Consider the following 22,901-nt stretch of genomic DNA (forward strand, 5'->3'; position numbering starts at 1 on the left):
TCCTTTTTCTGGCTCTTTTCCCTGTTCACCACCGGGGGAGAGCCGTAGGCTGTGGTGCGTGCCGACGTCGAACTCTTCCGCCATCGCCGGGTTGTCCGTGCAGCGGATCCCGGTGCCGAAAAGCCCCGACGCGAAGGGGGAGCCCGATTTCCGCGCCTTCCATGACTTGGACGTTGCCCACCACATGGATCTCTGGGGGAACCTGGACCGTTGCTCCACGCTGGCCGAAGCTGTCCTCTTCTGGCAGGGCAATGAATACGAAGAACGGCATGTTTTCCTGGCACGCCTCGGCGGTACCGTAGTGGGCAGCGGCACACTGACTCTGCCCCTTAGCGAAAACACGACGACGGCGGGCGTGGACGTCCTGGTGGACGCTGCCTTTCGTCGGCACGGCATTGGGACGAGGGTCCTCGGGGTGCTGGAGCAAGTGGCGCGTGAGCGGGACCGCACGTCCTTTGACGCGTTTTGCGCCGAGCCAATCCGGTTCCTTATCCCGGGCGTTGAGTTGCTGGAGGCAAAGTCAGGAACGGGTGGCGTCCCACTGGATTCCGCCTCTACCCGCTTTGCCCTCCATCACGGATATTCCCTGGAGCAGGTCGAAACCAACAGCACGCTGCCCCTCCCGGTCGAAGAAGCGCTCCTGCAGGACCTTGAAGAGCAGGCAACAAACCGGGCAGCAGGCTACAGCGTCATCGGGTGGCAGGACCGCTGCCCAGATGAGCTTGTGGATGTGTTCGCGAAGCTCAAAAGCCTCATGAGCACCGAGGTGCCCATCGCAGGCCTTGGCTGGGAGGGCGAGGACTGGGATGCCAACCGCGTCCGTCTCGAGGAATCCACGTGGCTGGCAGGCGGCGTTGCTTCCATGGCGGCTGTTGCCCGGCACGACGCCACGGGGGAGTTGGCGGCCTACACCATACTCACCCACCGCGAGGCTACCCCGGGCATGGTCTACCAAGAGGACACGTTGGTTGCCCCAGGGCACCGCGGACACCGCCTTGGCATGCTGATCAAGATTGCCAATCTTCGCCGTATCCACGAGCTATGGCCCAGCGCCACGTCCGTGATGACATGGAACGCCGATGAAAACCGGCATATGCTGGCCATAAATATCGCATTAGGATTCAAGCCCTCCGGCTTTGACGGCGAATGGCAGAAACGGCTGGAATGACTGTAGACGAGGCGAAGACCGTTCAAGTCGAGCAGCTGTGGGTGCCTGACACCCTGGACAGCCCCGACGCCGCTGATTTCCTGGACGCCGTTGAAGTTGGGCGCCGGGTACGTATGGAGACATGGGGGAGTGACGACCTCGCCTATACGCCTTTGGAAAAGCTGTTGGAGTTTTCCGATCCCTATGAGCGCCAGATTATTTTGGTGGCAAAAGTAGAGGGCGTCATTGTGGGCACGGTAGATATTGCCCTGCCCTTGGCGGATAACCTGGACCTGGCCGAGTTCACCCTGGACATCCTTCCTGAGTTCCAGGGCCAAGGGGTTGGCCGTCAGTTGCTGGAGGCAGCGGAGCAGCTCGCCCGGGCGGAGGGACGCACCATGGCGTTGGTGGATACCAACCACCCGGCAACGTCGCTCACTGAGGTACCCGAGGACCAGTTGATCCCGGGCAGCGGGGCCGGGTTTGTTCCTGAGAGCAGCAGGGAGGTGGACTTCGCCAAGCGTGCCGGGTACACCCTTCAACACATCGAACAGTTCAGTTCATGCGTGCTGCCCCTGGATTCCAAGCTGGTGGGGGATCTGCAGCTTGAAGCCGAAGAAGCCAACGGCGGCCGGTACACCTTGCACCACTGGACTGACCGTTGCCCCGAGCCCTGGCTGGAAGCCGTGGCCGCACTGGAGAACGCCGCGGGCGAGGTAGTCCGTGACGCTGGCGACGAAGACGCCCCTGAAGTGGAGGCGAGCGGAATGGTCTTCGACGCAACGGTACTTCGCGAAACCGAGGATGCGGCCTTGGCGCAGGGCAGGCGAACGGTGGTGACCGCCGTCGAGCATGTGGAGAGCGGGCGGCTGGTGGGTTTGACCACCATCAGCGTCCTGGCGCACCGCCAGGACGTGGTTTTCCAGGACGACACGTTGGTCCTGCAGGAGCACCGGGGCAACAAGCTCGGTCTGTTGATCAAGATCGCCAACATGGAACGGCTGAGTGAGCAGTTTCCGGACGCCCGGGTCATCTATACCTGGAACGCGCCCGAGAACAGGTACCTCCTGACCGTGAACAAGCAGTTGGGATTTACCACCGCGGGCGTCACCGGACTGTGGCAGAAGGAACTTCCGGGCAGGCTCGCAGGGGCTACATCGTCAGACTAGGCATGGCCGATTTGGTTTGCTGAACACTCTCCCGTAACCTTGAAGTACCAAAGACCGTCGGTTGATGGGAATCCACTCTTTCGAGCAAAGCTCAATTCTGTAGCTGTGCCCTTGAGGTAAAAGTGAATTCCTTGACGAAGGACCCTGAACATAGGGCGGCCGGCGCAGGTGAACGAAGCAAGTCTCCACGGATCAAACTGTGTTGAGCCAAGCCCCGTGCATCTGCGCGGGGCGTTTTTAGTTTTAGCTCTCGTGAGCGGGGACCCGGAAGACCGGCTTTATTCCCCGGAAGGAGGGTTATGACAACGCCTAGCAAGATCTCAGCAGTTGCAGAGATCACCAACGATTTCAAGGAATCGAACGCGGCTGTCCTGACCGAATACCGCGGGCTCACTGTTGCACAGCTCAAGGAACTGCGTGTTGCGCTCGGCCAGGACACCAAGTTCTCGGTCGTCAAGAACACCCTGAGTGCCATTGCAGCCAAGGAAGCTGGAGTTGAAGCATTCAACGATCAGCTCGCCGGCCCTACTGCAATCGCCTTCATCAAGGGTGACGCTGTTGCTGCTGCCAAGAGCCTGACGGACTTTGCCAAGGCCAACAAGCAGCTGGTTATCAAGACCGGCGTCTTCGAAGGCAAGGCATTGGACGCAGCAGGAGTTGCCGCACTGGCAGCCCTCGAGTCCCGCGAGCTGCAGCTTGCACGTGTTGCTGGTGTCCTCAAGGCTCCCGCATCCGCTGCTGCACGCATCATCGACGCCCTGCGCCTCAAGCTTGAAGAAGAGGGCGGCGCATCTGCACCGGCCGCTGAAGAAGCCCCGGCCGCTGAAGAGGCTGCTGCTGAAGAGGTTGCGGCTCCGGCCGAAGCCGCTGAAGCTGCAACCGAAGAGAACTAAGTTCTCCCCTCAATCAAACTCTGGTGCATGGACAGGCTTAGCCCGGATCTGCACCAACTAATGGAAGGACGCCACCATGGCGAAGCTCAGCAACGAAGAGCTCATTGAAGCTTTCAAGGAACTGACCATCATCGAGCTCTCCGAGTTCGTCAAGCTCTTCGAAGAGACCTTCGAAGTTACGGCTGCTGCTGTTGCAGTTGCTGGCCCCGCTGCCGGCGGTGCTGCTGAAGCTGCTGAAGAGAAGACCGAATTCGACGTCGTTCTCGAAGCTGCTGGCGACAAGAAGATCGCAGTGATCAAGGAAGTTCGCGCCATCACCTCCCTCGGCCTCAAGGAAGCCAAGGACCTGGTTGACAGCGCACCGAAGGCTGTTCTCGAAGGCGCCACCAAGGAAGCTGCCGAGAAGGCAAAGGCTCAGCTCGAAGAAGCTGGCGCAACGGTTACCCTCAAGTAACTCGTCTTGCTTGTGGAAGCCCCGTCCGGTTCGCCGGGCGGGGCTTCCTGCGTTAACGCACCCAAGGTTTCGGGCACCCAAGTAGGTAGCAGTTAAGCGCGTTTTGGGCTCTCAAAACGCGCTCAGCTGCGACTTAGTTGGGTTCGCTGATGTCCGCTACTACCGCGCCCAGTGCTGCGGTGAGTGCGTCCGCGTCCACGAAAGCACTCCGGCCATGCGCCCCGGCACCCATCGAGATACGTCGCCCGGCAATGGTGGCGTCGGCATAAACAGGCCACGGTGTGGTGCTGCCCAGCGGAGTGATGGTTCCACGCTCGTAGCCGGTGGCGGCCAAGGCGACGTCGGCGTGGGGGAGCGAGAGCTTATTGACGCCTACCAAGGCTCGCAGCTTGGGCCAGGAGATCTGGCGGTCCCCGGGAATGAGTGCGAAGAGGAAACTGCCGTCGCGGTGTTTGACCACCAACGACTTCACAATGTCCGCGGGCCTGATGCCCAGGATGTCGGCAGCCTCTTCCAAACTGCGGGCAGCTGGACGCTCGACGACGTCGACGTCCAGTCCGCGCGCGGCGGCGTCTGACAGGAATCGTTCGGCACCGTCCATCCCGGGCACAGGCACTGCGTCAGTCATCAGTCGCGGTAAAGGAGGAGGGCTTCACCCTGGCCTCCGCCTCCGCACAAGGAGACAGCCGCTTTTCCGGTTCCCCTGCGCTTGAGCTCGTGTGCGGCATGCAGCGCGAGCCGTGCTCCGGATGCCCCGATGGGGTGGCCCAAGGCAATGGCGCCGCCATGGATGTTGCACTTCTCCAAGGGATAGCGGAGGTCCTTGAGGGACTGGACGGCCACGGAACCGAAAGCCTCATTGATTTCGATGAAGTCCAGGTCCTCCGCCGTCCAACCGGCGCGCTTCAATGCCTGCGCTATGGCGTTCGAAGGCTGTGAATGGAGCGAGTTGTCAGGTCCTGCAACCTGCCCGGGCTTACCCACCACAGCCAGGTAGTCCAGCCCGTTGTCCTTGGCGAAGCGGCGACTGGTCAGTACCAGTGCGGAGGCGCCGTCGGACAGGGGAGAGGAGTTGCCGGCCGTGATGGTGCCGTCGGTGGCGAACGCAGCCTTGAGCGGTGCCAGCGTCTCCACTGTGGTGTTGGGGCGGATGCCCTCATCCGTGGTGAGCACCAGCGGATCGCCCTTGCGCTGCTTGACGCTTACCGGAGCGATTTCGACGTCGAAAGTTCCGGCCGCGATGGCGGCGGCAGCCCGCTGGTGAGAGGCCGCCGCAACTTCATCCTGGGCCTTGCGATCGATGCCGAGCGTGACGTTCTTCGTTTCCGTGGACAAGCCCATGGACTGTCCGTCGAAAGCATCGGTGAGGCCGTCATGGGCGGCGACGTCCAGCGCCTGGATGGCTCCGTACGTCCACCCCTGCCGGGATCCCGGAAGGAGGTGTGGCGCCCGGGTCATGGATTCCTGGCCTCCGGCAACTACCACTGTGGCATCGCCGCTGCGGATCATGCGTGCGGCATCAATGACGGCTGTGAGGCCGGATAGGCACACCTTGTTGATGGTGACGGCAGGGATGTTCCAGCCGACACCTGCGGCGATTGCGCTCTGCCGGGCCGGATTCTGGCCTGCACCGGCCTGAAGAACCTGGCCCATGATGACAGCGTCCACCTGTTCGGCTTTGACACCGCTGGCCGCCAGCGCGGCGGTTATGGCATGAGCGCCGAGGTCGACGGCGGTGAAGCCCGCCAATTGCCCGTTGAGCCGACCCTGTGGTGTGCGGGAAGCAGCAAGGATGACAACGTCATTGTCGTCAGCGGAGTTGGTCATGGTCTCTCTTCCGATCCGGGAGTGGTGTAGCAAGGCTATCGCGGAGCGCGCGCCAGCCAATCTCTTCAACAATTGTGCCGTTCCTCCCATTCCTTGTCGGCTTCCTCAAGTACGTGCCCGGCATTGGTGCCTGCAGCAACCGTGCTTGCAATCACGGCCGATCTGGGGTAGACAGAAAGGCTGCTTTGCCGTATCGTAGATATTTGCGTCTTCCCTGTTAACCTTCAGCCTTCATATAGCGGTGGGCTTTACCTCTCAGCTGCGTCATTGACGTGCCGTTCCGAAACGTGCACTGTCATAAGCGGACTGGGTCCGGGTCATATAGCGGAACCGGAAAAAGTATCCTGCGGAGCACTCTGCAGGATGCAAACGGGGGAGATCTGAAAACGCCTGAAGGTCTGTGGAAGGATCCCTCTTGGTCGCCTCGAGCACCTCTAATAACGAAACCGCTAACACGGCAAGCACCGATGGTGCCACCCGCCGCCTCTCATTCGCAAAGATTCACGAACCACTTGATGTTCCGAATCTTCTCGCCCTGCAGACAGACAGCTTTGACTGGCTGGTCGGAAACGAACGCTGGCAGGCGCGGGTAGCGAAGGCTGTCGAGGAGGGCGACCTCAGCGTCGCCACCACCTCCGGACTTGCCGACATCTTCGAAGAGATCTCCCCCATCGAGGACTTCCAGGGCACTATGTCCCTGAGCTTCTCCGAGCCGGAGTTCGCTGACCCGAAGTACACCATGGCCGAATGTAAAGACCGTGACGCCACCTACTCGGCCCCGCTGTACGTCAAGGCCGAGTTCATGAACAACAACACGGGCGAAATCAAGCAGCAGACCGTGTTCATGGGCGACTTCCCCCTCATGACTGAAAAGGGAACGTTCGTCGTCAACGGCACCGAGCGTGTCGTTGTCTCCCAGCTGGTCCGTTCGCCGGGCGCCTACTTTGAGCGCACCGCTGACAAGACCAGTGACAAGGACATCTTCACTGCGAAGATCATCCCGTCGCGTGGCGCATGGTTCGAACTCGAAATCGACAAGCGCGATCAGGTCGGCGTTCGCCTCGACCGCAAGCGCAAGCAGTCGGTCACGGTTCTCCTGAAGGCCCTTGGCTGGACCGAAGGCCAGATCCTGGAAGAGTTCGGCCAGTACGACTCCATGCGTGCAACGCTGGAGAAGGACGCCACTGAGACCCGCGAAGACGCGCTTTTGGACATCTACCGCAAGCTGCGTCCAGGCGAGCCGCCCACAGTTGAGGCTGCCCAGTCCCTGCTGGACAACCTGTACTTCAACGCCAAGCGCTACGATCTTGCCAAGGTTGGCCGTTACAAGATCAACCGCAAGCTCGGCATCGACCGCTCCCTTGGTGACAAGGAAGCATCGGTCCTGCACGTTGAAGACATCGTTGCCATGATCAAGTTCCTCGTTGCGCTTCACGCCGGCGAGAAGACCCTCATGGGCAAGCGCGACGGCGAAGACCACGAGCTTCGCGTCGACGTCGATGACATCGACCACTTCGGCAACCGTCGCATCCGCGCCGTAGGCGAACTGATCGAGAACCAGGTCCGCACCGGCCTCTCCCGCATGGAACGCGTCGTCCGCGAACGCATGACCACGCAGGACGTCGAGGCCATCACGCCGCAGACACTGATCAACATCCGTCCCGTCGTGGCAGCCATCAAGGAGTTCTTCGGAACTTCGCAGCTGTCGCAGTTCATGGACCAGAACAACCCGCTCTCGGGTCTGACCCACAAGCGCCGCTTGTCCGCGCTTGGCCCGGGTGGTCTGTCCCGTGACCGTGCAGGCATGGAAGTTCGAGACGTTCACCCGTCCCACTACGGACGTATGTGCCCCATCGAAACTCCTGAAGGCCCGAACATTGGTCTGATTGGTTCGTTGGCATCCTACGGCCGCATCAACCCGTTCGGCTTCATCGAGACGCCGTACCGCTTGGTTTCCGAGGGCGTCGTGTCCGACGAAGTCCAGTACCTGACGGCCGACGACGAAGCCGAGGTCCTGATCGCACAGGCCAACGCTCCGCTGGATGCTGACAAGAAGTTCTCGGAAGAGACCGTTCTTGTCCGTGCCCGTGGTGGTGGAGGCGAGCCTGTCCTGGTTCCCGCTGCCGACGTTCAGTTCATGGACGTTTCCCCGCGCCAGATGGTGTCCGTGGCAACTGCCCTGATCCCGTTCCTTGAGCATGACGATGCCAACCGTGCACTCATGGGTGCCAACATGCAGCGCCAGGCCGTGCCGCTGGTCCGTTCCGAGGCTCCTTTCGTGGGCACCGGCATGGAGCGCGCAGCAGCCGTCGACGCCGGTGACGTTGTCATCGCGAAGAAGGCAGGTGTGGTCACAGAGGTTTCCGCCGAGCTGGTTGTCATGATCAACGACGACGGTACCGAGACCAACTACCGCATCAACAAGTTCGCCCGTTCCAACCAGGGCAACTGCTACAACCACCGCGTATTGGTCAGCGAAGGCCAGCGCCTGGAAGTTGGCGGCATCATCGCAGATGGTCCCGCAACGGACCAGGGCGAGCTCGCCCTTGGTAAGAACCTGCTCGTGGCATTCATGTCATGGGAGGGCCACAACTTCGAGGACGCCATCATCCTCTCCCAGCGCATTGTTGCTGAGGATGTACTCTCCTCCATCCACATCGAGGAACACGAAATTGACGCCCGCGACACCAAGCTTGGTGCCGAGGAAATCACTCGTGATATCCCCAACGTGTCCGAGGAAGTCCTTGCAGGCCTGGACGAGCGTGGCATCATCCACATCGGTGCCGAGGTTGAAGCCGGCGACATCCTGGTCGGAAAGGTCACCCCTAAGGGTGAAACCGAACTGACCCCGGAAGAGCGCCTCCTCCGCGCAATCTTCGGTGAGAAGTCCCGCGAAGTCCGCGACACCTCCCTGAAGGTGCCCCACGGCGAGTCCGGTACGGTCATCGGCGTGCGCGTCTTCGACCGTGACAACGACGACGAACTGCCTCCGGGCGTGAACCAGCTGGTCCGCGTCTACGTCGCAGCCAAGCGCAAGATCACCGACGGCGACAAGCTCGCCGGCCGTCACGGCAACAAGGGTGTTATCTCCAAGATCCTTCCGATCGAGGACATGCCCTTCCTTGCAGACGGTACCCCGGTGGACATCGTCCTGAACCCGCTGGGTGTTCCGGGTCGAATGAACGTTGGCCAGGTTTTGGAAACCCACCTCGGTTGGGTTGCCAAGACCGGTTGGAAGATCGAAGGCGAGCCGGAGTGGGTCAAGAACCTCCCGAACCTGCCCCGTGAAACCGGCCAGACCACCGTTGCCACCCCGGTGTTCGATGGCGCCCGCGAAGAAGAAATCACGGGCCTGCTTGACTCCACCAACGTGACCCGCGATGGCGACCGCCTGATCGACTCCTCCGGTAAGACCCGTCTGTTCGACGGCCGCTCCGGCGAGCCGTTCCCGGATCCGATCTCCGTCGGTTACATGTACATCCTGAAGCTCCACCACCTGGTGGACGACAAGATCCACGCGCGTTCCACCGGCCCGTACTCCATGATCACGCAGCAGCCGCTGGGTGGTAAGGCTCAGTTCGGTGGCCAGCGCTTCGGTGAAATGGAAGTGTGGGCGCTCGAAGCTTACGGTGCCGCTTACACCCTTCAGGAACTCCTCACGATCAAGTCGGATGACATCCATGGTCGTGTGAAGGTCTACGAAGCCATCGTCAAGGGCGAGAACATCCCTGAGCCTGGCGTTCCCGAGTCCTTCAAGGTCTTGATCAAGGAAATGCAGTCGTTGTGCCTGAACGTGGAAGTTCTTTCCACCGACGGAACCACGATCGAAATGCGTGACTCTGATGACGCAGTCTTCACGGCTGCGGAAGAACTGGGCATCGATCTGTCTCGCGCAGAGCCCAGTTCCGTAGAAGAGGTCTAGCAGCTGTTCCGGCGGGCAGCCTCACAACTGTCCGTCGGAACAACTCCCTCTTCCCGTAACCAAGACTTCAGAATTTAGAGAACAAGAGAGAACAGGGACCATATGTCCAGCGAATCCTCCTTCGGCCTCATGCAGATCGGCCTCGCCACCGCGGAAGACATCCGCGGATGGTCTTACGGTGAGGTCAAGAAGCCGGAAACCATCAACTACCGCACGCTCAAGCCCGAGAAGGACGGCCTCTTCTGCGAGAAGATCTTCGGCCCGTCCCGCGACTGGGAATGCTACTGCGGTAAGTACAAGCGCGTCCGCTTCAAGGGCATCATCTGCGAGCGTTGTGGCGTTGAAGTCACCCGCGCCAAGGTGCGTCGTGAGCGCATGGGCCACATCGAGCTGGCCGCGCCTGTAACCCACATCTGGTACTTCAAGGGCGTTCCCTCGCGCTTGGGCTACCTTTTGGACCTGGCACCGAAGGACCTTGAAAAGGTCATCTACTTCGCTGCCTACATGATCACCAGCGTTGACACCGAAAGCCGTCACGCTGAACTGCCGAACCTCCAGGTCGAGCACGACCTCGAGAAGAAGCAGATGGTGGACAACCGCGACAGCGACATCGCCACGATCGCCCGCGACCTTGAAGACGAGCTTGCCCGTCTTGAAGGAGAAGGCGCCAAGGCTGCCGACAAGAAGAAGGCCCGCGACTCTGCTGACCGCCAGATGGCGAACGTCCGCAAGCGTGCCGACGCCGATATCGAGCGCCTTGAGCAGGTTTGGGATCGCTTCAAGAACCTCAAGGTCGCTGACCTTGAAGGTGACGAAGGCCTCTACCGCGAACTGCGCGACCGTTACGGGCTGTACTTCGAAGGCTCCATGGGTGCCGAGGCCATCAAGAAGCGCCTCGAGACCTTTGACATGCAGGCTGAAGCTGAGTCACTGCGCGACACCATCCAGAACGGCAAGGGCCAGCGCAAGACGCGTGCCCTGAAGCGCCTGAAGGTTGTCAACGCGTTCCTGACCACCAACAACAGCCCGCTCGGCATGGTTCTCGACGCCGTTCCGGTGATCCCGCCGGAATTGCGCCCGATGGTCCAGTTGGACGGTGGCCGCTTCGCGACCTCCGACCTCAACGACCTCTACCGCCGTGTGATCAACCGCAACAACCGACTCAAGCGACTGCTTGACCTCGGCGCTCCGGAGATCATCGTCAACAACGAGAAGCGCATGCTTCAGGAAGCTGTTGACAGCCTCTTCGACAACGGTCGTCGTGGCCGCCCCGTTACGGGTCCGGGCAACCGTCCGCTGAAGTCCCTGAGCGACATGCTCAAGGGCAAGCAGGGTCGTTTCCGCCAGAACCTCCTCGGCAAGCGCGTTGACTACTCCGGCCGTTCGGTGATCGTCGTCGGCCCGCAGCTGAAGCTGCACCAGTGTGGTCTGCCTAAGCAGATGGCCCTGGAGCTCTTCAAGCCGTTCGTGATGAAGCGCCTGGTTGACCTCAACCACGCACAGAACATCAAGTCGGCAAAGCGCATGGTCGAGCGTTACCGTCCGCAGGTTTGGGACGTGCTGGAAGAGATCATCACCGAACACCCGGTGCTGCTCAACCGTGCACCTACCCTGCACCGCCTCGGCATCCAGGCCTTCGAGCCGCAGCTTGTGGAGGGCAAGGCAATCCAGCTTCACCCGCTGGTTTGTGGCGCCTTCAACGCTGACTTCGACGGCGACCAGATGGCAGTACACCTGCCGCTGAGCCCGGAAGCGCAGGCCGAAGCCCGCATCCTGATGCTGTCCTCGAATAACATCCTGAAGCCGTCCGATGGCCGTCCGGTGACCCTTCCTTCGCAGGATATGATCATCGGCCTGTACCACCTGACCACCAAGCGCGTCGGCTCCGCCGGCGAAGGCCGCATCTTCTCCTCGGTGTCGGAAGCCATCATGGCGTACGACGCCCGTGACCTGCACCTGAACTCCCAGGTGAAGATCCGTCTGGACGACTTTGTGCCTTACGCAGGATGGGAAGCTCCGGAAGGTTGGGAGCCCGGTCAGCCGGCGCTCGTTGAAACCTCCCTGGGCCAGGTCATCTTCAACCAGACGCTGCCCGAGGATTACCCGTGGGTTGAGGCTGTTGCGGATAAGGGCGAACTGTCCCGGATCGTCAATGACCTCGCCGAGCGCTACCCGAAGGTTGTTACGGCGGCAACGCTGGATAACCTGAAGGATGCCGGTTTCTACTGGGCCACCCGTTCGGGTGTCACGGTTGCCATCTCCGACATCGAGGTGCCTACCTCCAAGCCTGCCATTCTGGCCGGTTACGAGAACATGGCTGCCAAGATCCAGGGCCAGTACGACAAGGGCCTGATCGACGACGACGAGCGTCGCCAGGAACTGATCGAAATCTGGAACAAGGCAACCAACGAAATCGCCCAGGCGATGCGTGACAGCCTGTCCCCGATGAACACCATCAACCGCATGGTGTCCTCCGGTGCACGTGGTAACTGGATGCAGGTCCGCCAGATCGCGGGTATCCGTGGTCTTGTGGCCAACCCGAAGGGTGAGATCATTCCTCGCCCGATCAAGTCCTCCTACCGCGAGGGCCTGTCGGTTCTGGAATACTTCATCGCCACGCACGGTGCCCGTAAGGGTCTGGCCGATACCGCTCTCCGTACCGCCAACTCGGGTTACCTGACCCGTCGTCTGGTGGACGTTTCGCAGGACGTCATTGTCCGCGAAGAGGACTGTGGTACCGAACGCGGTCTGGTCACCCCGATCGCCGTGCCGGATTCCAACGGTGAGCTCGTCCTGGACGAGAACGTCGAGAACAGCGCCTACGCCCGTACGCTGGCCGTCGACGTCGTCGATGCCCAGGGCAACGTCCTGGCTGCCGGCGGCACCGACTGCGGCGACGTCGTCATCGACCAGCTGCTGGCTGCAGGCATCACCGAGGTCAAGGTCCGCTCCGTGCTCACTTGTGAGTCCAAGGTCGGCACCTGTGCACTTTGCTACGGCCGTTCGCTGGCCACTGGCAAGACCGTGGACATCGGCGAGGCCGTGGGCATTATTGCCGCACAGTCCATCGGTGAGCCGGGTACCCAGCTGACGATGCGTACGTTCCACACCGGTGGTGCTGTTTCCGCCGGTGGTGGCGACGACATCACCCAGGGTCTGCCCCGTATCCAGGAGCTCTTCGAAGCCCGTACTCCGAAGGGTGTTGCACCGATTGCTGAAGCAGCCGGCCGCATCACCATCGAAGAGTCCGAGCGCCAGATGCGCCTGGTCATCACTCCGGACGATGGTTCCGAAGAGATTGCCTACCCGGTGCTGCGCCGTTCACGTCTCCTCATTGAGGATGGCGAGCACGTCAGCGTCGGCCAGAAGCTGATCAACGGTCCGGTGGACCCGAAGCAGGTTCTGCGCATCATGGGCCCCCGTGCCGCACAGAAGTTCCTTGTGGACGAGGTTCAGGGCGTTTACCGCAGCCAGGGTATTGGTATCCACGACAAGCACGTCGAGGTTATCGTCCGCCAGATGCTGCGCCGCGTGACCGTCATCGAATCCGGCGACTCCGACCTGCTCCCCGGTGAGCTTGCAGAGCGCGCCCGCTTCGAGGACGAGAACCGCCGCGTCGTGTCCGAGGGCAAGGCCCCGGCTTCGGGCCGTCCGGAACTCATGGGTATCACCAAGGCTTCCTTGGCTACCGAGTCCTGGCTGTCGGCAGCTTCCTTCCAGGAAACCACCCGCGTCCTGACGCAGGCGGCCATGGAAGGTAAGAGCGATCCTCTGCTCGGCCTCAAGGAAAACGTCATCATCGGTAAGCTCATCCCGGCTGGTACGGGTCTGCCCCGCTACACAGAGGTCACTGTGGAGCCGACGGAAGAAGCGAAGGCAAGCCTGTTCACGGGCCCCAGCGCTTTCACCGACTTCTCCTATGACGCCCTGGGTGGCGACGGCGCTCCCGAGTTCCACGCCATCCCGCTGGATGACTACGACCTCGGCAACGACTTCCGCTAAACCGGCTCACGCCGTCACCGCAAAGTTGACGCTGTAAGGTTCGGCCCCGTACTCAGTGAGTGCGGGGCCGGACCCGTTAACGGCGGCTTTTGCCCGGCGAGCCGGGGGAGCGGAGGACGACGGCGGCAGCCGGCCTGCGCCGTCGTCCTCCATACACCCGATTAAGGCGCCAGATCAAGCCGTGCTAGACTTTTGGTAATTGTTCTGTGTGGCAGTGGATGAAGGCCGCCGCAGCATCATTTTGGTTTTGTTCTCATGGTGCTGGGTGGAGCCTGTTTCCGGGTTGCGGGCAACATGCGCAACGAATGCCGCACTTTTGCACGCCTACCGGAGTTTCGGCCGGCTGCACGAGCAACGCCAAAGTTCCCACGTTTACACCGGCTGGCGCCTGTGTGTGGGGGCAGAGATCAAACAACGGAGAACACGAAAGTGCCTACGATTAACCAGCTGGTCCGCAAGGGCCGCACGCCGAAGGTCTCCAAGACCAAGGCTCCCGCGCTGAAGGGCAGCCCGATGCGCCGCGGTGTTTGCACCCGCGTTTACACCACCACCCCCAAGAAGCCGAACTCGGCTCTCCGTAAGGTGGCACGTGTGCGTCTCAACGGCGGCGTAGAAGTTACCGCCTACATCCCCGGTGTTGGCCACAACCTCCAGGAGCACTCCATCGTGCTCGTTCGTGGTGGTCGTGTTAAGGACCTTCCGGGTGTCCGCTACAAGATCGTCCGCGGCGCACTCGACACCCAGGGTGTAAAGAACCGCAAGCAGGCTCGCAGCCGTTACGGCGCAAAGATGGAGAAGAAGTAATATGCCTCGCAAGGGTCCGGCCCCGAAGCGGCCGCTAGTTTCCGATCCCGTTTACGGCTCCCCGTTGGTCACGCAGCTGATCAACAAGGTTCTTGTCGACGGCAAGAAGTCCACCGCAGAGCGCATCGTTTACGGCGCACTCGAAGGTGCACGTGCCAAGTCCGGCGGCGACCCCGTTGCCGCTCTCAAGAAGGCCATGGACAACGTCAAGCCTTCCCTCGAGGTGCGTTCACGCCGTGTTGGTGGCGCTACCTACCAGGTTCCGGTTGAGGTCAAGCCGGGTCGCTCCACCGCCCTCGCTCTGCGTTGGCTCGTGGGCTACTCCAAGGCCCGCCGTGAGAAGACCATGACCGAGCGCCTCCAGAACGAAATCCTGGATGCCTCCAATGGTCTTGGTGCCGCTGTGAAGCGTCGCGAAGACACCCACAAGATGGCCGAGTCCAACAAGGCCTTCGCACACTACCGCTGGTAAAAACTTTCCGGACGCCGCCGGCTCACTGAGCCGGCGGCGAACGTGTAGTCCATCCGAAAGGGAGACCCCGTGGCACAGGACGTGCTTACCGACCTTAATAAGGTCCGCAACATCGGCATCATGGCCCACATCGATGCCGGCAAGACCACCACTACCGAGCGCATCCTGTTCTACACGGGTGTGAACCACAAGATCGGCGAGACGCACGACGGCGCTTCGACGACTGACTGGATGGAACAGGAAAAGGAACGCGGCATCACCATCACGTCTGCCGCCGTGACTTGCTTCTGGGACAAGAACCAGATCAACATCATTGACACCCCGGGCCACGTTGACTTCACGGTTGAGGTTGAGCGCTCCTTGCGCGTCCTCGACGGTGCAGTCGCAGTGTTCGATGGCAAGGAAGGCGTGGAGCCGCAGTCCGAGACTGTTTGGCGCCAGGCTGACAAGTACAACGTTCCGCGTATCTGCTTCGTCAACAAGATGGACAAGCTGGGCGCTGACTTCTACTTCACCGTAGACACCATCATCTCCCGCCTTGGTGCCAAGCCGCTGGTCATGCAGCTGCCCATTGGTGCTGAGAACGACTTCATCGGTGTTGTTGACCTCCTCGAAATGCGCGCCCTGGTTTGGCCTGGCGACGCTAAGGGTGACGTCACCATGGGCGCTTCCTACGAAGTGCAGGAAATCCCGGCGGACCTCCAGGCGAAGGCCGAAGAGTACCGTGCACAGCTCGTTGAGACTGTGGCCGAGGCTTCCGAAGAGCTCATGGAGAAGTACCTCGAAGGTGAAGAACTCACCCTCGAAGAGATCAAAGCCGGCATCCGCAAGATGACCATCAACTCTGAGCTCTACCCGGTCTTCTGTGGTTCTGCCTTCAAGAACCGCGGTGTCCAGCCGATGCTTGACGCTGTTGTTGACTTCCTGCCGAACCCGCTCGACGTCCCGCCGATGATCGGTCACGATCCCCGCGACGAAGAGAAGGAACTCACCCGCAAGCCGTCTGCAGACGAGCCGTTCTCGGCCCTCGCCTTCAAGATTGCCGCGCACCCGTTCTTCGGTCAGCTGACCTTCGTCCGCGTGTACTCCGGTCACGTCGAGGCAGGCGCCCAGGTGGTTAACTCCACCAAGGGCAAGAAGGAACGCATCGGCAAGCTGTTCCAGATGCACGCCAACAAGGAAATGCCTGTCGAGGGCGCTACCGCCGGCCACATCTACGCAGCCATCGGTCTGAAGGACACCACCACGGGCGACACCCTGTGCGATGCCAACAACCAGATCGTCCTCGAGTCCATGAGCTTCCCGGAGCCCGTGATCTCGGTTGCCATCGAGCCCAACACCAAGGGTGACCAGGAGAAGCTCTCCACGGCCATCCAGAAGCTCTCCGCTGAGGACCCGACCTTCCAGGTCTCCCTCAACGAAGACACGGGCCAGACCATCATCGCCGGCATGGGCGAGCTTCACCTGGATATCCTGGTGGACCGCATGCGCCGCGAATTCAAGGTCGAGGCAAACGTTGGCAAGCCGCAGGTTGCTTACCGCGAAACCATCAAGCGCGCCGTTGAGCGCCTTGACTACACGCACAAGAAGCAGACCGGTGGTTCGGGTCAGTTCGCAAAGATCCAGATTGCGATCGAGCCCATGGACACCGCTTCCGGCGAGCTGTACTCGTTCGAAAACAAGGTCACTGGTGGCCGCGTTCCGCGCGAATACATCCCGTCCGTTGACGCTGGTATCCAGGATGCACTGAACGACGGCGTCCTGGCCGGTTACCCGGTTGTCGGCATCAAGGCCACGCTGATTGATGGCGCGTCCCACGACGTTGACTCCTCGGAAATGGCGTTCAAGATCGCCGGGCGTATGGCTTTCAAGGAAGCTGCACGCAAGGCGAACCCTGTTCTGCTTGAACCGCTGATGGATGTTGAGGTCCGCACACCTGAGGAATACATGGGTGATGTTATTGGTGACCTGAACGCCCGTCGTGGCCAGATGCAGTCCATGGAAGACGCAGCAGGTGTGAAGGTTATCCGTGCACACGTTCCGCTGTCCGGCATGTTCGGCTACATCGGTGACTTGCGGTCCAAGACCCAGGGTCGCGCTGTGTACTCCATGACGTTCAACAGCTACGCGGAGGTCCCCAAGGCAGTAGCCGACGAGATCATCCAGAAAACCCGCGGCGAGTAATCTCCCGGTAACGGATGCAATTCCGGTATCGGGAAGGCATCTGAGCGCTTGAGGCGGGGCTGCGGCGACAGCCGCGGCCCGGCACCTGCGCAAACAGGCTCGAGGAACTACCATTGGTTCCTGAATCTGCAATTTCACCAAAACCAAGCCCCCAAGTAGACTTGCTAAAGTTTCTGCCGCGAAAAGCGCGGCCGAGGAGCACTTCACTTGAAATCGTTCTAGGAGGAACCTGTGGCAAAGGCAAAGTTCGAGCGGACTAAGCCGCACGTCAACATCGGCACCATTGGTCACGTTGACCACGGTAAGACGACGCTGACTGCCGCCATTTCCAAGGTGCTGTACGACCAGTACCCGGATCTCAACGAGCAGCGCGACTTCGCGTCGATCGACTCTGCTCCGGAAGAGCGCCAGCGCGGTATTACCATCAACATCTCCCACGTGGAGTACCAGACCGAGAAGCGCCACTACGCACACGTAGACGCCCCGGGTCACGCTGACTACATCAAGAACATGATCACCGGTGCTGCCCAGATGGACGGCGCAATCCTCGTGGTTGCTGCAACCGATGGTCCGATGGCTCAGACCCGTGAGCACGTTCTGCTCGCCCGCCAGGTTGGTGTTCCCTACCTGCTGGTCGCACTGAACAAGTCCGACATGGTTGATGACGAAGAACTCCTCGACCTCGTCGAAATGGAAGTTCGTGAGCTCCTGAGCTCGCAGGGCTTCGATGGCGATGAGGCTCCGGTTGTTCGCGTTTCCGGTCTCAAGGCTCTGGAAGGCGACCCGGTTTGGGTCAAGTCCGTCCAGGACCTGATGGCAGCTGTCGACGAGTCCGTTCCGGACCCCGTACGTGACCGCGACAAGCCGTTCCTGATGCCGATCGAAGACGTCTTCACGATCACCGGTCGTGGCACCGTTGTTACGGGCCGCGCCGAGCGTGGAACCCTCGCCATCAACTCCGAGGTTGAGATCGTCGGCATCCGCCCGATCCAGAAGACCACGGTTACCGGTATCGAGATGTTCCACAAGCAGCTCGACGAAGCATGGGCCGGCGAGAACTGTGGCCTCCTGCTCCGCGGTCTGAAGCGCGACGATGTCGAGCGTGGCCAGGTTGTCGTCAAGCCGGGTTCCATCACCCCGCACACCGACTTCGAGGCTAACGTCTACATCCTTTCCAAGGACGAAGGCGGACGTCACAACCCGTTCTACTCCAACTACCGCCCGCAGTTCTACTTCCGTACCACGGACGTAACCGGCGTTATCACCCTGCCGGAAGGCACGGAAATGGTTATGCCTGGCGACAACACTGAGATGACCGTTGCGCTCATCCAGCCGATCGCTATGGAAGAGGGCCTCGGCTTCGCTATCCGCGAAGGCGGCCGCACCGTTGGTTCGGGACGTGTAACCAGCATCATCAAGTAGTCTCTACTTGTAGATCGGTGACACTCCGGCCCAGCCGGTAGTTAGCTAAGAGAACCCCACCGCTACGGCGGTGGGGTTCTTTTTGCTATAGTTACTCTATCGAATGGATAAAGGCAGGCCAGCTGCTGCGTCCGGCGCAACCTAGGAGCTTCCATGACTGCATTCCTCATACTGCTGCTCATCGTCGTCGTTGGCGGGGTTGGCTTTGCGGTCGGTTTGGCTATGGGGCGCCGAGGGACTTCGTCCGATGCTTTTTCCACGCCGGACCAAGCCGCCTATCAAGCGGGCTACCTCGCCGGCCACCTGGCCGGTTGGCGGGATGCTGAGGCCAGGGGCCAGGGTAAGGACGGACCCTCGACCATGACAGTCCCTCCTTCCCCTGTGAGCCCGCCAGTGGCTCCGCTGTACACGCAGTCGTCCACGGGGTTGCCGGCCCAGCCCTCCATGCCAGCACCAGCTGTCCGGCACCCCTTGCCGAACCAAGCGGAGTATTTCCAGCCGCCTAGCCCGCAGCCCGTAGGCCCGGCAGCCCCGTATTCATCGCGGCAGGCCGTTCCGCAGCAGGCCATGCCACGGCAACCTGTCCCTCAGTCGCGGGCGGCTTTCCTTGCTCAGCAGCCGCCGGTCGTGCGGGAAACTCCCGAAGCCGCCGCTGCCCGCAAGGCGAAGCGTGACCAGCAAAACATCAACGTCACCCTCTACGTGGCCAGCCTACTGCTGGTAGCTGCAGGGGCCTTGTTCGTGGGCACGAGCCTTCCTGCACTCTTCCGCTTCGTGGGTATTTGGTTCATCACTGCTTTGTTCTACGTGTCGGGCATGGTGATCCATTCCCGGGTTCCCCGCCTGCGACCAGCTGCGGTTGCCTTCGTCGGAACCGGCCTGGCACTCATCCCCGTCACCGGCTTGGCCATGTACAACTTCGTTCTCCACAACGGTCCTGCTGCCTGGCTGGTCACATCGTTGCTGGGCACGGCCGTTTATGCATATACAGCAGTAAAACTGGACAACAAAGTCCTGGCCTTCCTTTCCCTGAGTTTCGTCGTCTCAACGGCGTGGTCCGGTGTCTCCGTTCTTGGGGGCGCCTTGGTCTGGTACTTCACGGCACTCATCGGCGTGGCCATTCTCCTGACTGTTGTTTCCTTGCTGCGTCCCAAGTGGCTTCCTCCGTTGTATGTCCGTCCGCTGATGCTGCTGCACCCCTCCCTGGTTCCCCTCGTGGCCGTTGTCGTGACTTTCACTCCGCATCTCTTGTCGAAGGGGGAGTACGCCTGGGTGATGTTGATGTGCGGCATCTACTTCGCTGTCATGTTCTTCGTGCCGCGGGCGCGGTACAGGAGGCAGCATCTTTATGCTGCCAGGGCTGCGCTGACACTGGCTGTCCTCGGGGTGGTGTGGGATATCACCGGTGACGTGAGCTCGGTGATGTTGGCAGCAATAGTCTGCCTCAGTGTTCAGTCCCTGGCAGTTGCCTTCGGCGGCAGGAAGTTGTTGCCGCGCTTCTGGTGGAACGACGCCATTTCCTGTCTGGCCTTGCAATTGATCACCGCGGCCGTACTCACTGTTGTGCTGGAGTTCGGGGCGTTCGACCTTCCCAACTATGTTCCGCTGTCCCTGACAATGCTGACTGCCATGGTGGTTGGTTGGAAACTGGGCCAAGGCATGGAGTTCGCCCCGGCCGTGGTGCTCGGGGTGGGAGGTGCGCTCGGAGGCCTGCTGGGTGCATGGACCGTCGCGGCACTCTTGGCTTCAGCGGCACTTTACTGGTTCGTGCGCGCAACGGTTGGGCCGGTCTCTTCGCGCCGGTACTTGATTCTTGCGGGACGGATCGCGCTCACCCTGGCAGTGCCCGCCGGTGTGGCAGGCATGATGACCGGAAATCAGGACAGGACTGCTTACTCCCTGATAGCGCTAGTGGCCGTGGCTGCTGTGCAGCAAGTTGTGAGCGCCGGGCTTGAACGAGGGGGAGTCCGCCTGTTGGCTCCGCAAGCGTCTGTGGCTGGCTTCGGCGGTGCCGCCGCGGCTGGGCTCCTTGTCCTCCCGGTGTTCGATGACGGCGCCGGACGCCCGGTAGTGGCCGCAGCTGTTCTGCTCCTCTTGTCGGCGGGCCTGGTCTCGGGCCTCCTGATGTTTCCGGGAACTCATCGGGCGCCGGATGCACCCGTGGCGTGGCGCCCAACGGTGGCTGAGGTAATCGCTCCGGCAACTGCGGTTCTTGCTGGCGGCATGGCAGCATCATTCGTGTCCTGGACGCTGGGAAATGCTGTCCTGCTGGCTTTGCTTGCCTACCTTGTGGTCACGGCCCTTCGAATCCACCCGTCCTTCCACAGGCAGTGCTATTGGTGGCTGGCCCGGGCAACCGGCACGGTGTTGGCGGCATCGGCCTACGGAGATGCAACGCGCGATGGCTGGAGCATTCGCCTCGTAGGCGAAGTTCCCGCGATTGGGCTTGTACTCGTCATGGCTGCTGCGCTCCAGTTGTTCCTTCCCCTGAATGCCGGCAACCGACGCCGTTACCCCCGTGCTTCCGTGCTCGATGCCGGCGCTGTGGTTGTCGTCATGGCCGCGGCTACCACCTTCCTTACTGTCACCACCGCGTGGGGAGCTTGGAGCGTCAGGGACAGCTGGCAGCCGGGTGTTGCCGCGGTAACAACTGCCGTCGCTGCCGTCCTGGTCAGTTCGGTTCTCCGAAGTCACTCCGCAGCGTGGATCTTCGCTCCCTTGGCATTTGTGCTCCTCCTGGCTCTTCGGCTGGGGAATATCCGGGACGTCGAAATCTTGCTTGCCATCTTCGCGAGCTACAGCGGTTTCATGATGGGCGTGGTAGGCGACCGGTTGATCCGGGGTGGTTACCTGCTTGGCGTCCGGGTGCTTGCGGGCGCCTTGATCGCTGTAACGGTCGGTGATGTCACGGACTCGCCCGCAGCGGTGTCCATCAGCCTGGCCCTGGTGCTTGCGTTGCAGCATGTGTTCACCTTGGTCCTGCGCAGGCGTGGCGTGGATGTCGCCTTCCAACAGGCAACCGTTCAGCTCACCCTGGGTGCCCAACTCTTGCTGCCGTTCGCCTACTTGCTTGCAGGAGATTACGACGGCGGTGGCCGCTGGGTACTGTTGCTTCAGTTGGCCTTGGTCCCGGCTTCCGCTGCGGTCGCCTGGCGTGTCCTCGGTGCACGCGGGTCCCAATACTTCGGTGTCGCGGCCATAGGAGCGGGAGTCATCGCAGCCGGGCCCGCGCTCACGTTCCCTGTATCGACGTGGCTGCAGCAACCACTGCTGGACAAGTCCCAAGTACCCGTAGTCTTGCTCGCACTGGCTGTCGCCATGATTGGAGCCAGGGCCGCGTTCCGGCCGGAAAAGACGCCTCCCGGTGCAATCGAGGGTGTTACAGAGCGGTGGTTCTGGCTCATCTCTGCCATCGCGTTCACGGTTGCGGGCGGCCTTCTGACCTTAGGTGTGTCCTACTCCCTGACCGGACTTTCCGTGTTGGTCCTGGCTTGTGTTCTGTTCTCAGCCTCACACTTTGAACGAATGCCGGCTCTTTATGCGGCAGCCGCTCCAGCCGTGCTGGTAGGGGCGATTCCCGCCGTCGACGGGCTGCTGCAAGGCCTGCCTGCGGGCGTCTGGAGCGATTACGCTGTTTGGCTCATTGGCGGAGTCGGGACCGCTGTGCTCCTTTATTCGCTAAAGACCTTTGGCGGACCGGCAATGAGGGACGAGGACTGGCGGCGGAACTCCCTGGTTGCGGCCGCGGCCTTGGCTGTTGCATCATCCGCGGCGGTGGGACTGGGAAGCGACGAAACATCCATGGTCGGGTTTATCCTGGTGGTCGCAACCGGGGTGCTGGTGGTGGCTGAGGTTCCGCACGGTAAATGGGTGGCCGCTGAGGTTGCGGGACTGGTCTCTGTCGCAGCCCTCCAACGGGCGGTCCTGTTTGTGGACGCATCCAGGCCTGATTGGTTCTGGGCCGCGCAGTGGTACGTGATAGCCGGCGCCGTTATAGCAGGGCTGCGCTACATGAAGGGGCAGCGGGCGGATGGCCTGCTTCGGCTGTGCATTGCAGCCGGAGCTCTGTCGCTGACGTCCGTGGGGACCATCTTCAGCGGTACTTCATCGCAGCAACTGTACGTACTCGTGGCACATGTCCTGCTACTGGCCGCCGGCCTGCTGCTGGCGGAGCGGGTGCTTGTCTGGTGGGGGGCCATTGCCGTTGCGCTGAGCATCATGTGGGCGTTGCGCTCCTATGCCTTTGCGATGCTTGCCCTCGTCGCTTTGGGCCTGATTGTGCTGGCGGTGTGGCGCTTGAACCGGAAGCCGCCAGGCAATACAGGCGAACCGGGAGAGGGTGGAGCTCCGAGTGACGCCCCGCCTGCGCGGACCCGTGACGGAATCCGATAATGTTGCAGTCTACGGAGAGGAGCGCACCATGGAATTTTTGATTTTCCTGGCAGTCATTGCAGCTATCGGCGGCGGCGTGTTGTGGGGTCGAAAGAACTTCAAGACCGAGATTGAACGCGCCAAGAGGATTCGGCGCGCCAACAAAAACAAGTAGGGCAACGTTCCGTAGTGCGGGAGTTAACCCGGGCGGGCTACATGACGATAATTTCCGCG

General features: G+C 61.4%; 14 protein-coding genes. 12 read left to right on the forward strand and 2 right to left on the reverse strand.

Annotated elements, in window-relative coordinates:
- Positions 1 to 58: 58 nt before the first annotated feature.
- The 4 genes from AC6CH8_RS12495 (at position 59) to rplL (ending at position 3,663) form a co-directional block, all read left to right on the forward strand.
- Positions 59 to 1,168 carry a GNAT family N-acetyltransferase gene (locus AC6CH8_RS12495; RefSeq protein WP_498190867.1) on the forward strand — a complete coding sequence of 370 codons (1,110 nt, stop codon included), beginning with the start codon at positions 59 to 61 and terminating at the stop codon, positions 1,166 to 1,168.
- Positions 1,147 to 2,316, forward strand: coding sequence for a GNAT family N-acetyltransferase (locus AC6CH8_RS12500; RefSeq protein ID WP_420178622.1), 1,170 nt, complete (start codon positions 1,147 to 1,149; stop codon positions 2,314 to 2,316). The genes AC6CH8_RS12495 and AC6CH8_RS12500 overlap by 22 nt, the downstream gene beginning before the upstream one ends.
- A 299-nt stretch (positions 2,317 to 2,615) precedes the next feature.
- Positions 2,616 to 3,209, forward strand: a complete 594-nt coding sequence (rplJ, locus tag AC6CH8_RS12505) for a 50S ribosomal protein L10 (RefSeq protein ID WP_011775605.1) — start codon at positions 2,616 to 2,618, stop codon at positions 3,207 to 3,209.
- A 76-nt stretch (positions 3,210 to 3,285) separates the two neighbouring features.
- The gene (rplL, locus tag AC6CH8_RS12510) at positions 3,286 to 3,663 is read left to right on the forward strand and encodes a 50S ribosomal protein L7/L12 (protein WP_011775604.1); all 378 of its coding nucleotides are present in this window, start codon (positions 3,286 to 3,288) and stop codon (positions 3,661 to 3,663) included.
- Between the two features lie 133 nt (positions 3,664 to 3,796).
- Here the strand turns inward: rplL and AC6CH8_RS12515 are convergent, their stop codons facing one another.
- The gene (locus AC6CH8_RS12515; protein ID WP_498190870.1) at positions 3,797 to 4,291 is read right to left on the reverse strand and encodes an aminoacyl-tRNA deacylase; all 495 of its coding nucleotides are present in this window, start codon (positions 4,289 to 4,291) and stop codon (positions 3,797 to 3,799) included.
- On the reverse strand, positions 4,291 to 5,490 hold the full coding sequence (locus tag AC6CH8_RS12520; protein ID WP_091469003.1) for an acetyl-CoA C-acetyltransferase: 1,200 nt from the start codon (positions 5,488 to 5,490) through the stop codon (positions 4,291 to 4,293). The genes AC6CH8_RS12515 and AC6CH8_RS12520 overlap by 1 nt, the downstream gene beginning before the upstream one ends.
- Positions 5,491 to 5,905: 415 nt before the next feature.
- Here AC6CH8_RS12520 and rpoB point away from each other — a divergent pair, with 415 nt between their 5' ends.
- The 8 genes from rpoB (at position 5,906) to AC6CH8_RS12560 (ending at position 22,842) form a co-directional block, all read left to right on the forward strand.
- On the forward strand, positions 5,906 to 9,412 hold the full coding sequence (gene rpoB, locus AC6CH8_RS12525; protein WP_091469639.1) for a DNA-directed RNA polymerase subunit beta: 3,507 nt from the start codon (positions 5,906 to 5,908) through the stop codon (positions 9,410 to 9,412).
- 102 nt (positions 9,413 to 9,514) lie between these two features.
- On the forward strand, positions 9,515 to 13,414 hold the full coding sequence (locus tag AC6CH8_RS12530) for a DNA-directed RNA polymerase subunit beta' (RefSeq protein WP_011775600.1): 3,900 nt from the start codon (positions 9,515 to 9,517) through the stop codon (positions 13,412 to 13,414).
- A gap of 429 nt (positions 13,415 to 13,843) precedes the next feature.
- Entirely contained in the window at positions 13,844 to 14,218 is a 375-nt protein-coding gene (gene rpsL, locus AC6CH8_RS12535; RefSeq protein ID WP_009358312.1) for a 30S ribosomal protein S12, read from the forward strand.
- A gap of 1 nt (position 14,219) precedes the next feature.
- Positions 14,220 to 14,690 (forward strand): 30S ribosomal protein S7, encoded by a 471-nt coding sequence (rpsG, locus tag AC6CH8_RS12540; protein ID WP_003803829.1) that lies wholly within the window; start codon positions 14,220 to 14,222, stop codon positions 14,688 to 14,690.
- A 69-nt stretch (positions 14,691 to 14,759) separates the two neighbouring features.
- Positions 14,760 to 16,874 carry an elongation factor G gene (fusA, locus tag AC6CH8_RS12545; protein ID WP_091469000.1) on the forward strand — a complete coding sequence of 705 codons (2,115 nt, stop codon included), beginning with the start codon at positions 14,760 to 14,762 and terminating at the stop codon, positions 16,872 to 16,874.
- A 231-nt stretch (positions 16,875 to 17,105) separates the two neighbouring features.
- On the forward strand, positions 17,106 to 18,296 hold the full coding sequence (gene tuf / locus AC6CH8_RS12550) for an elongation factor Tu (RefSeq protein ID WP_011775598.1): 1,191 nt from the start codon (positions 17,106 to 17,108) through the stop codon (positions 18,294 to 18,296).
- Positions 18,297 to 18,449: 153 nt separating this feature from the next.
- A complete protein-coding gene (locus AC6CH8_RS12555; RefSeq protein ID WP_498190874.1) occupies positions 18,450 to 22,688 on the forward strand; it encodes a hypothetical protein in 4,239 nt (1,412 codons plus the stop codon).
- A 28-nt stretch (positions 22,689 to 22,716) separates the two neighbouring features.
- Positions 22,717 to 22,842 carry a hypothetical protein gene (locus AC6CH8_RS12560; protein WP_256870824.1) on the forward strand — a complete coding sequence of 42 codons (126 nt, stop codon included), beginning with the start codon at positions 22,717 to 22,719 and terminating at the stop codon, positions 22,840 to 22,842.
- The last annotated feature ends 59 nt before the right edge of the window (positions 22,843 to 22,901 follow it).

This window comes from Paenarthrobacter sp. GQ52, from assembly GCF_059759005.1.

Excerpts from the sequence above, each read along its gene's own strand:
- AC6CH8_RS12500 (WP_420178622.1), top strand. The coding sequence starts at position 1,147 with ATGGCAGAAACGGCTGGAATGACTGTAGACGAGGCGAAGACCGTTCAA.
- AC6CH8_RS12520 (WP_091469003.1), bottom strand. The coding sequence starts at position 5,490 with ATGACCAACTCCGCTGACGACAATGACGTTGTCATCCTTGCTGCTTCC.
- AC6CH8_RS12560 (WP_256870824.1), top strand. The coding sequence starts at position 22,717 with ATGGAATTTTTGATTTTCCTGGCAGTCATTGCAGCTATCGGCGGCGGC.
- rplL (WP_011775604.1), top strand. The coding sequence starts at position 3,286 with ATGGCGAAGCTCAGCAACGAAGAGCTCATTGAAGCTTTCAAGGAACTG.
- AC6CH8_RS12515 (WP_498190870.1), bottom strand. The coding sequence starts at position 4,291 with ATGACTGACGCAGTGCCTGTGCCCGGGATGGACGGTGCCGAACGATTC.
- AC6CH8_RS12530 (WP_011775600.1), top strand. The coding sequence starts at position 9,515 with ATGTCCAGCGAATCCTCCTTCGGCCTCATGCAGATCGGCCTCGCCACC.
- rplJ (WP_011775605.1), top strand. The coding sequence starts at position 2,616 with ATGACAACGCCTAGCAAGATCTCAGCAGTTGCAGAGATCACCAACGAT.
- rpsG (WP_003803829.1), top strand. The coding sequence starts at position 14,220 with ATGCCTCGCAAGGGTCCGGCCCCGAAGCGGCCGCTAGTTTCCGATCCC.
- AC6CH8_RS12555 (WP_498190874.1), top strand. The coding sequence starts at position 18,450 with ATGACTGCATTCCTCATACTGCTGCTCATCGTCGTCGTTGGCGGGGTT.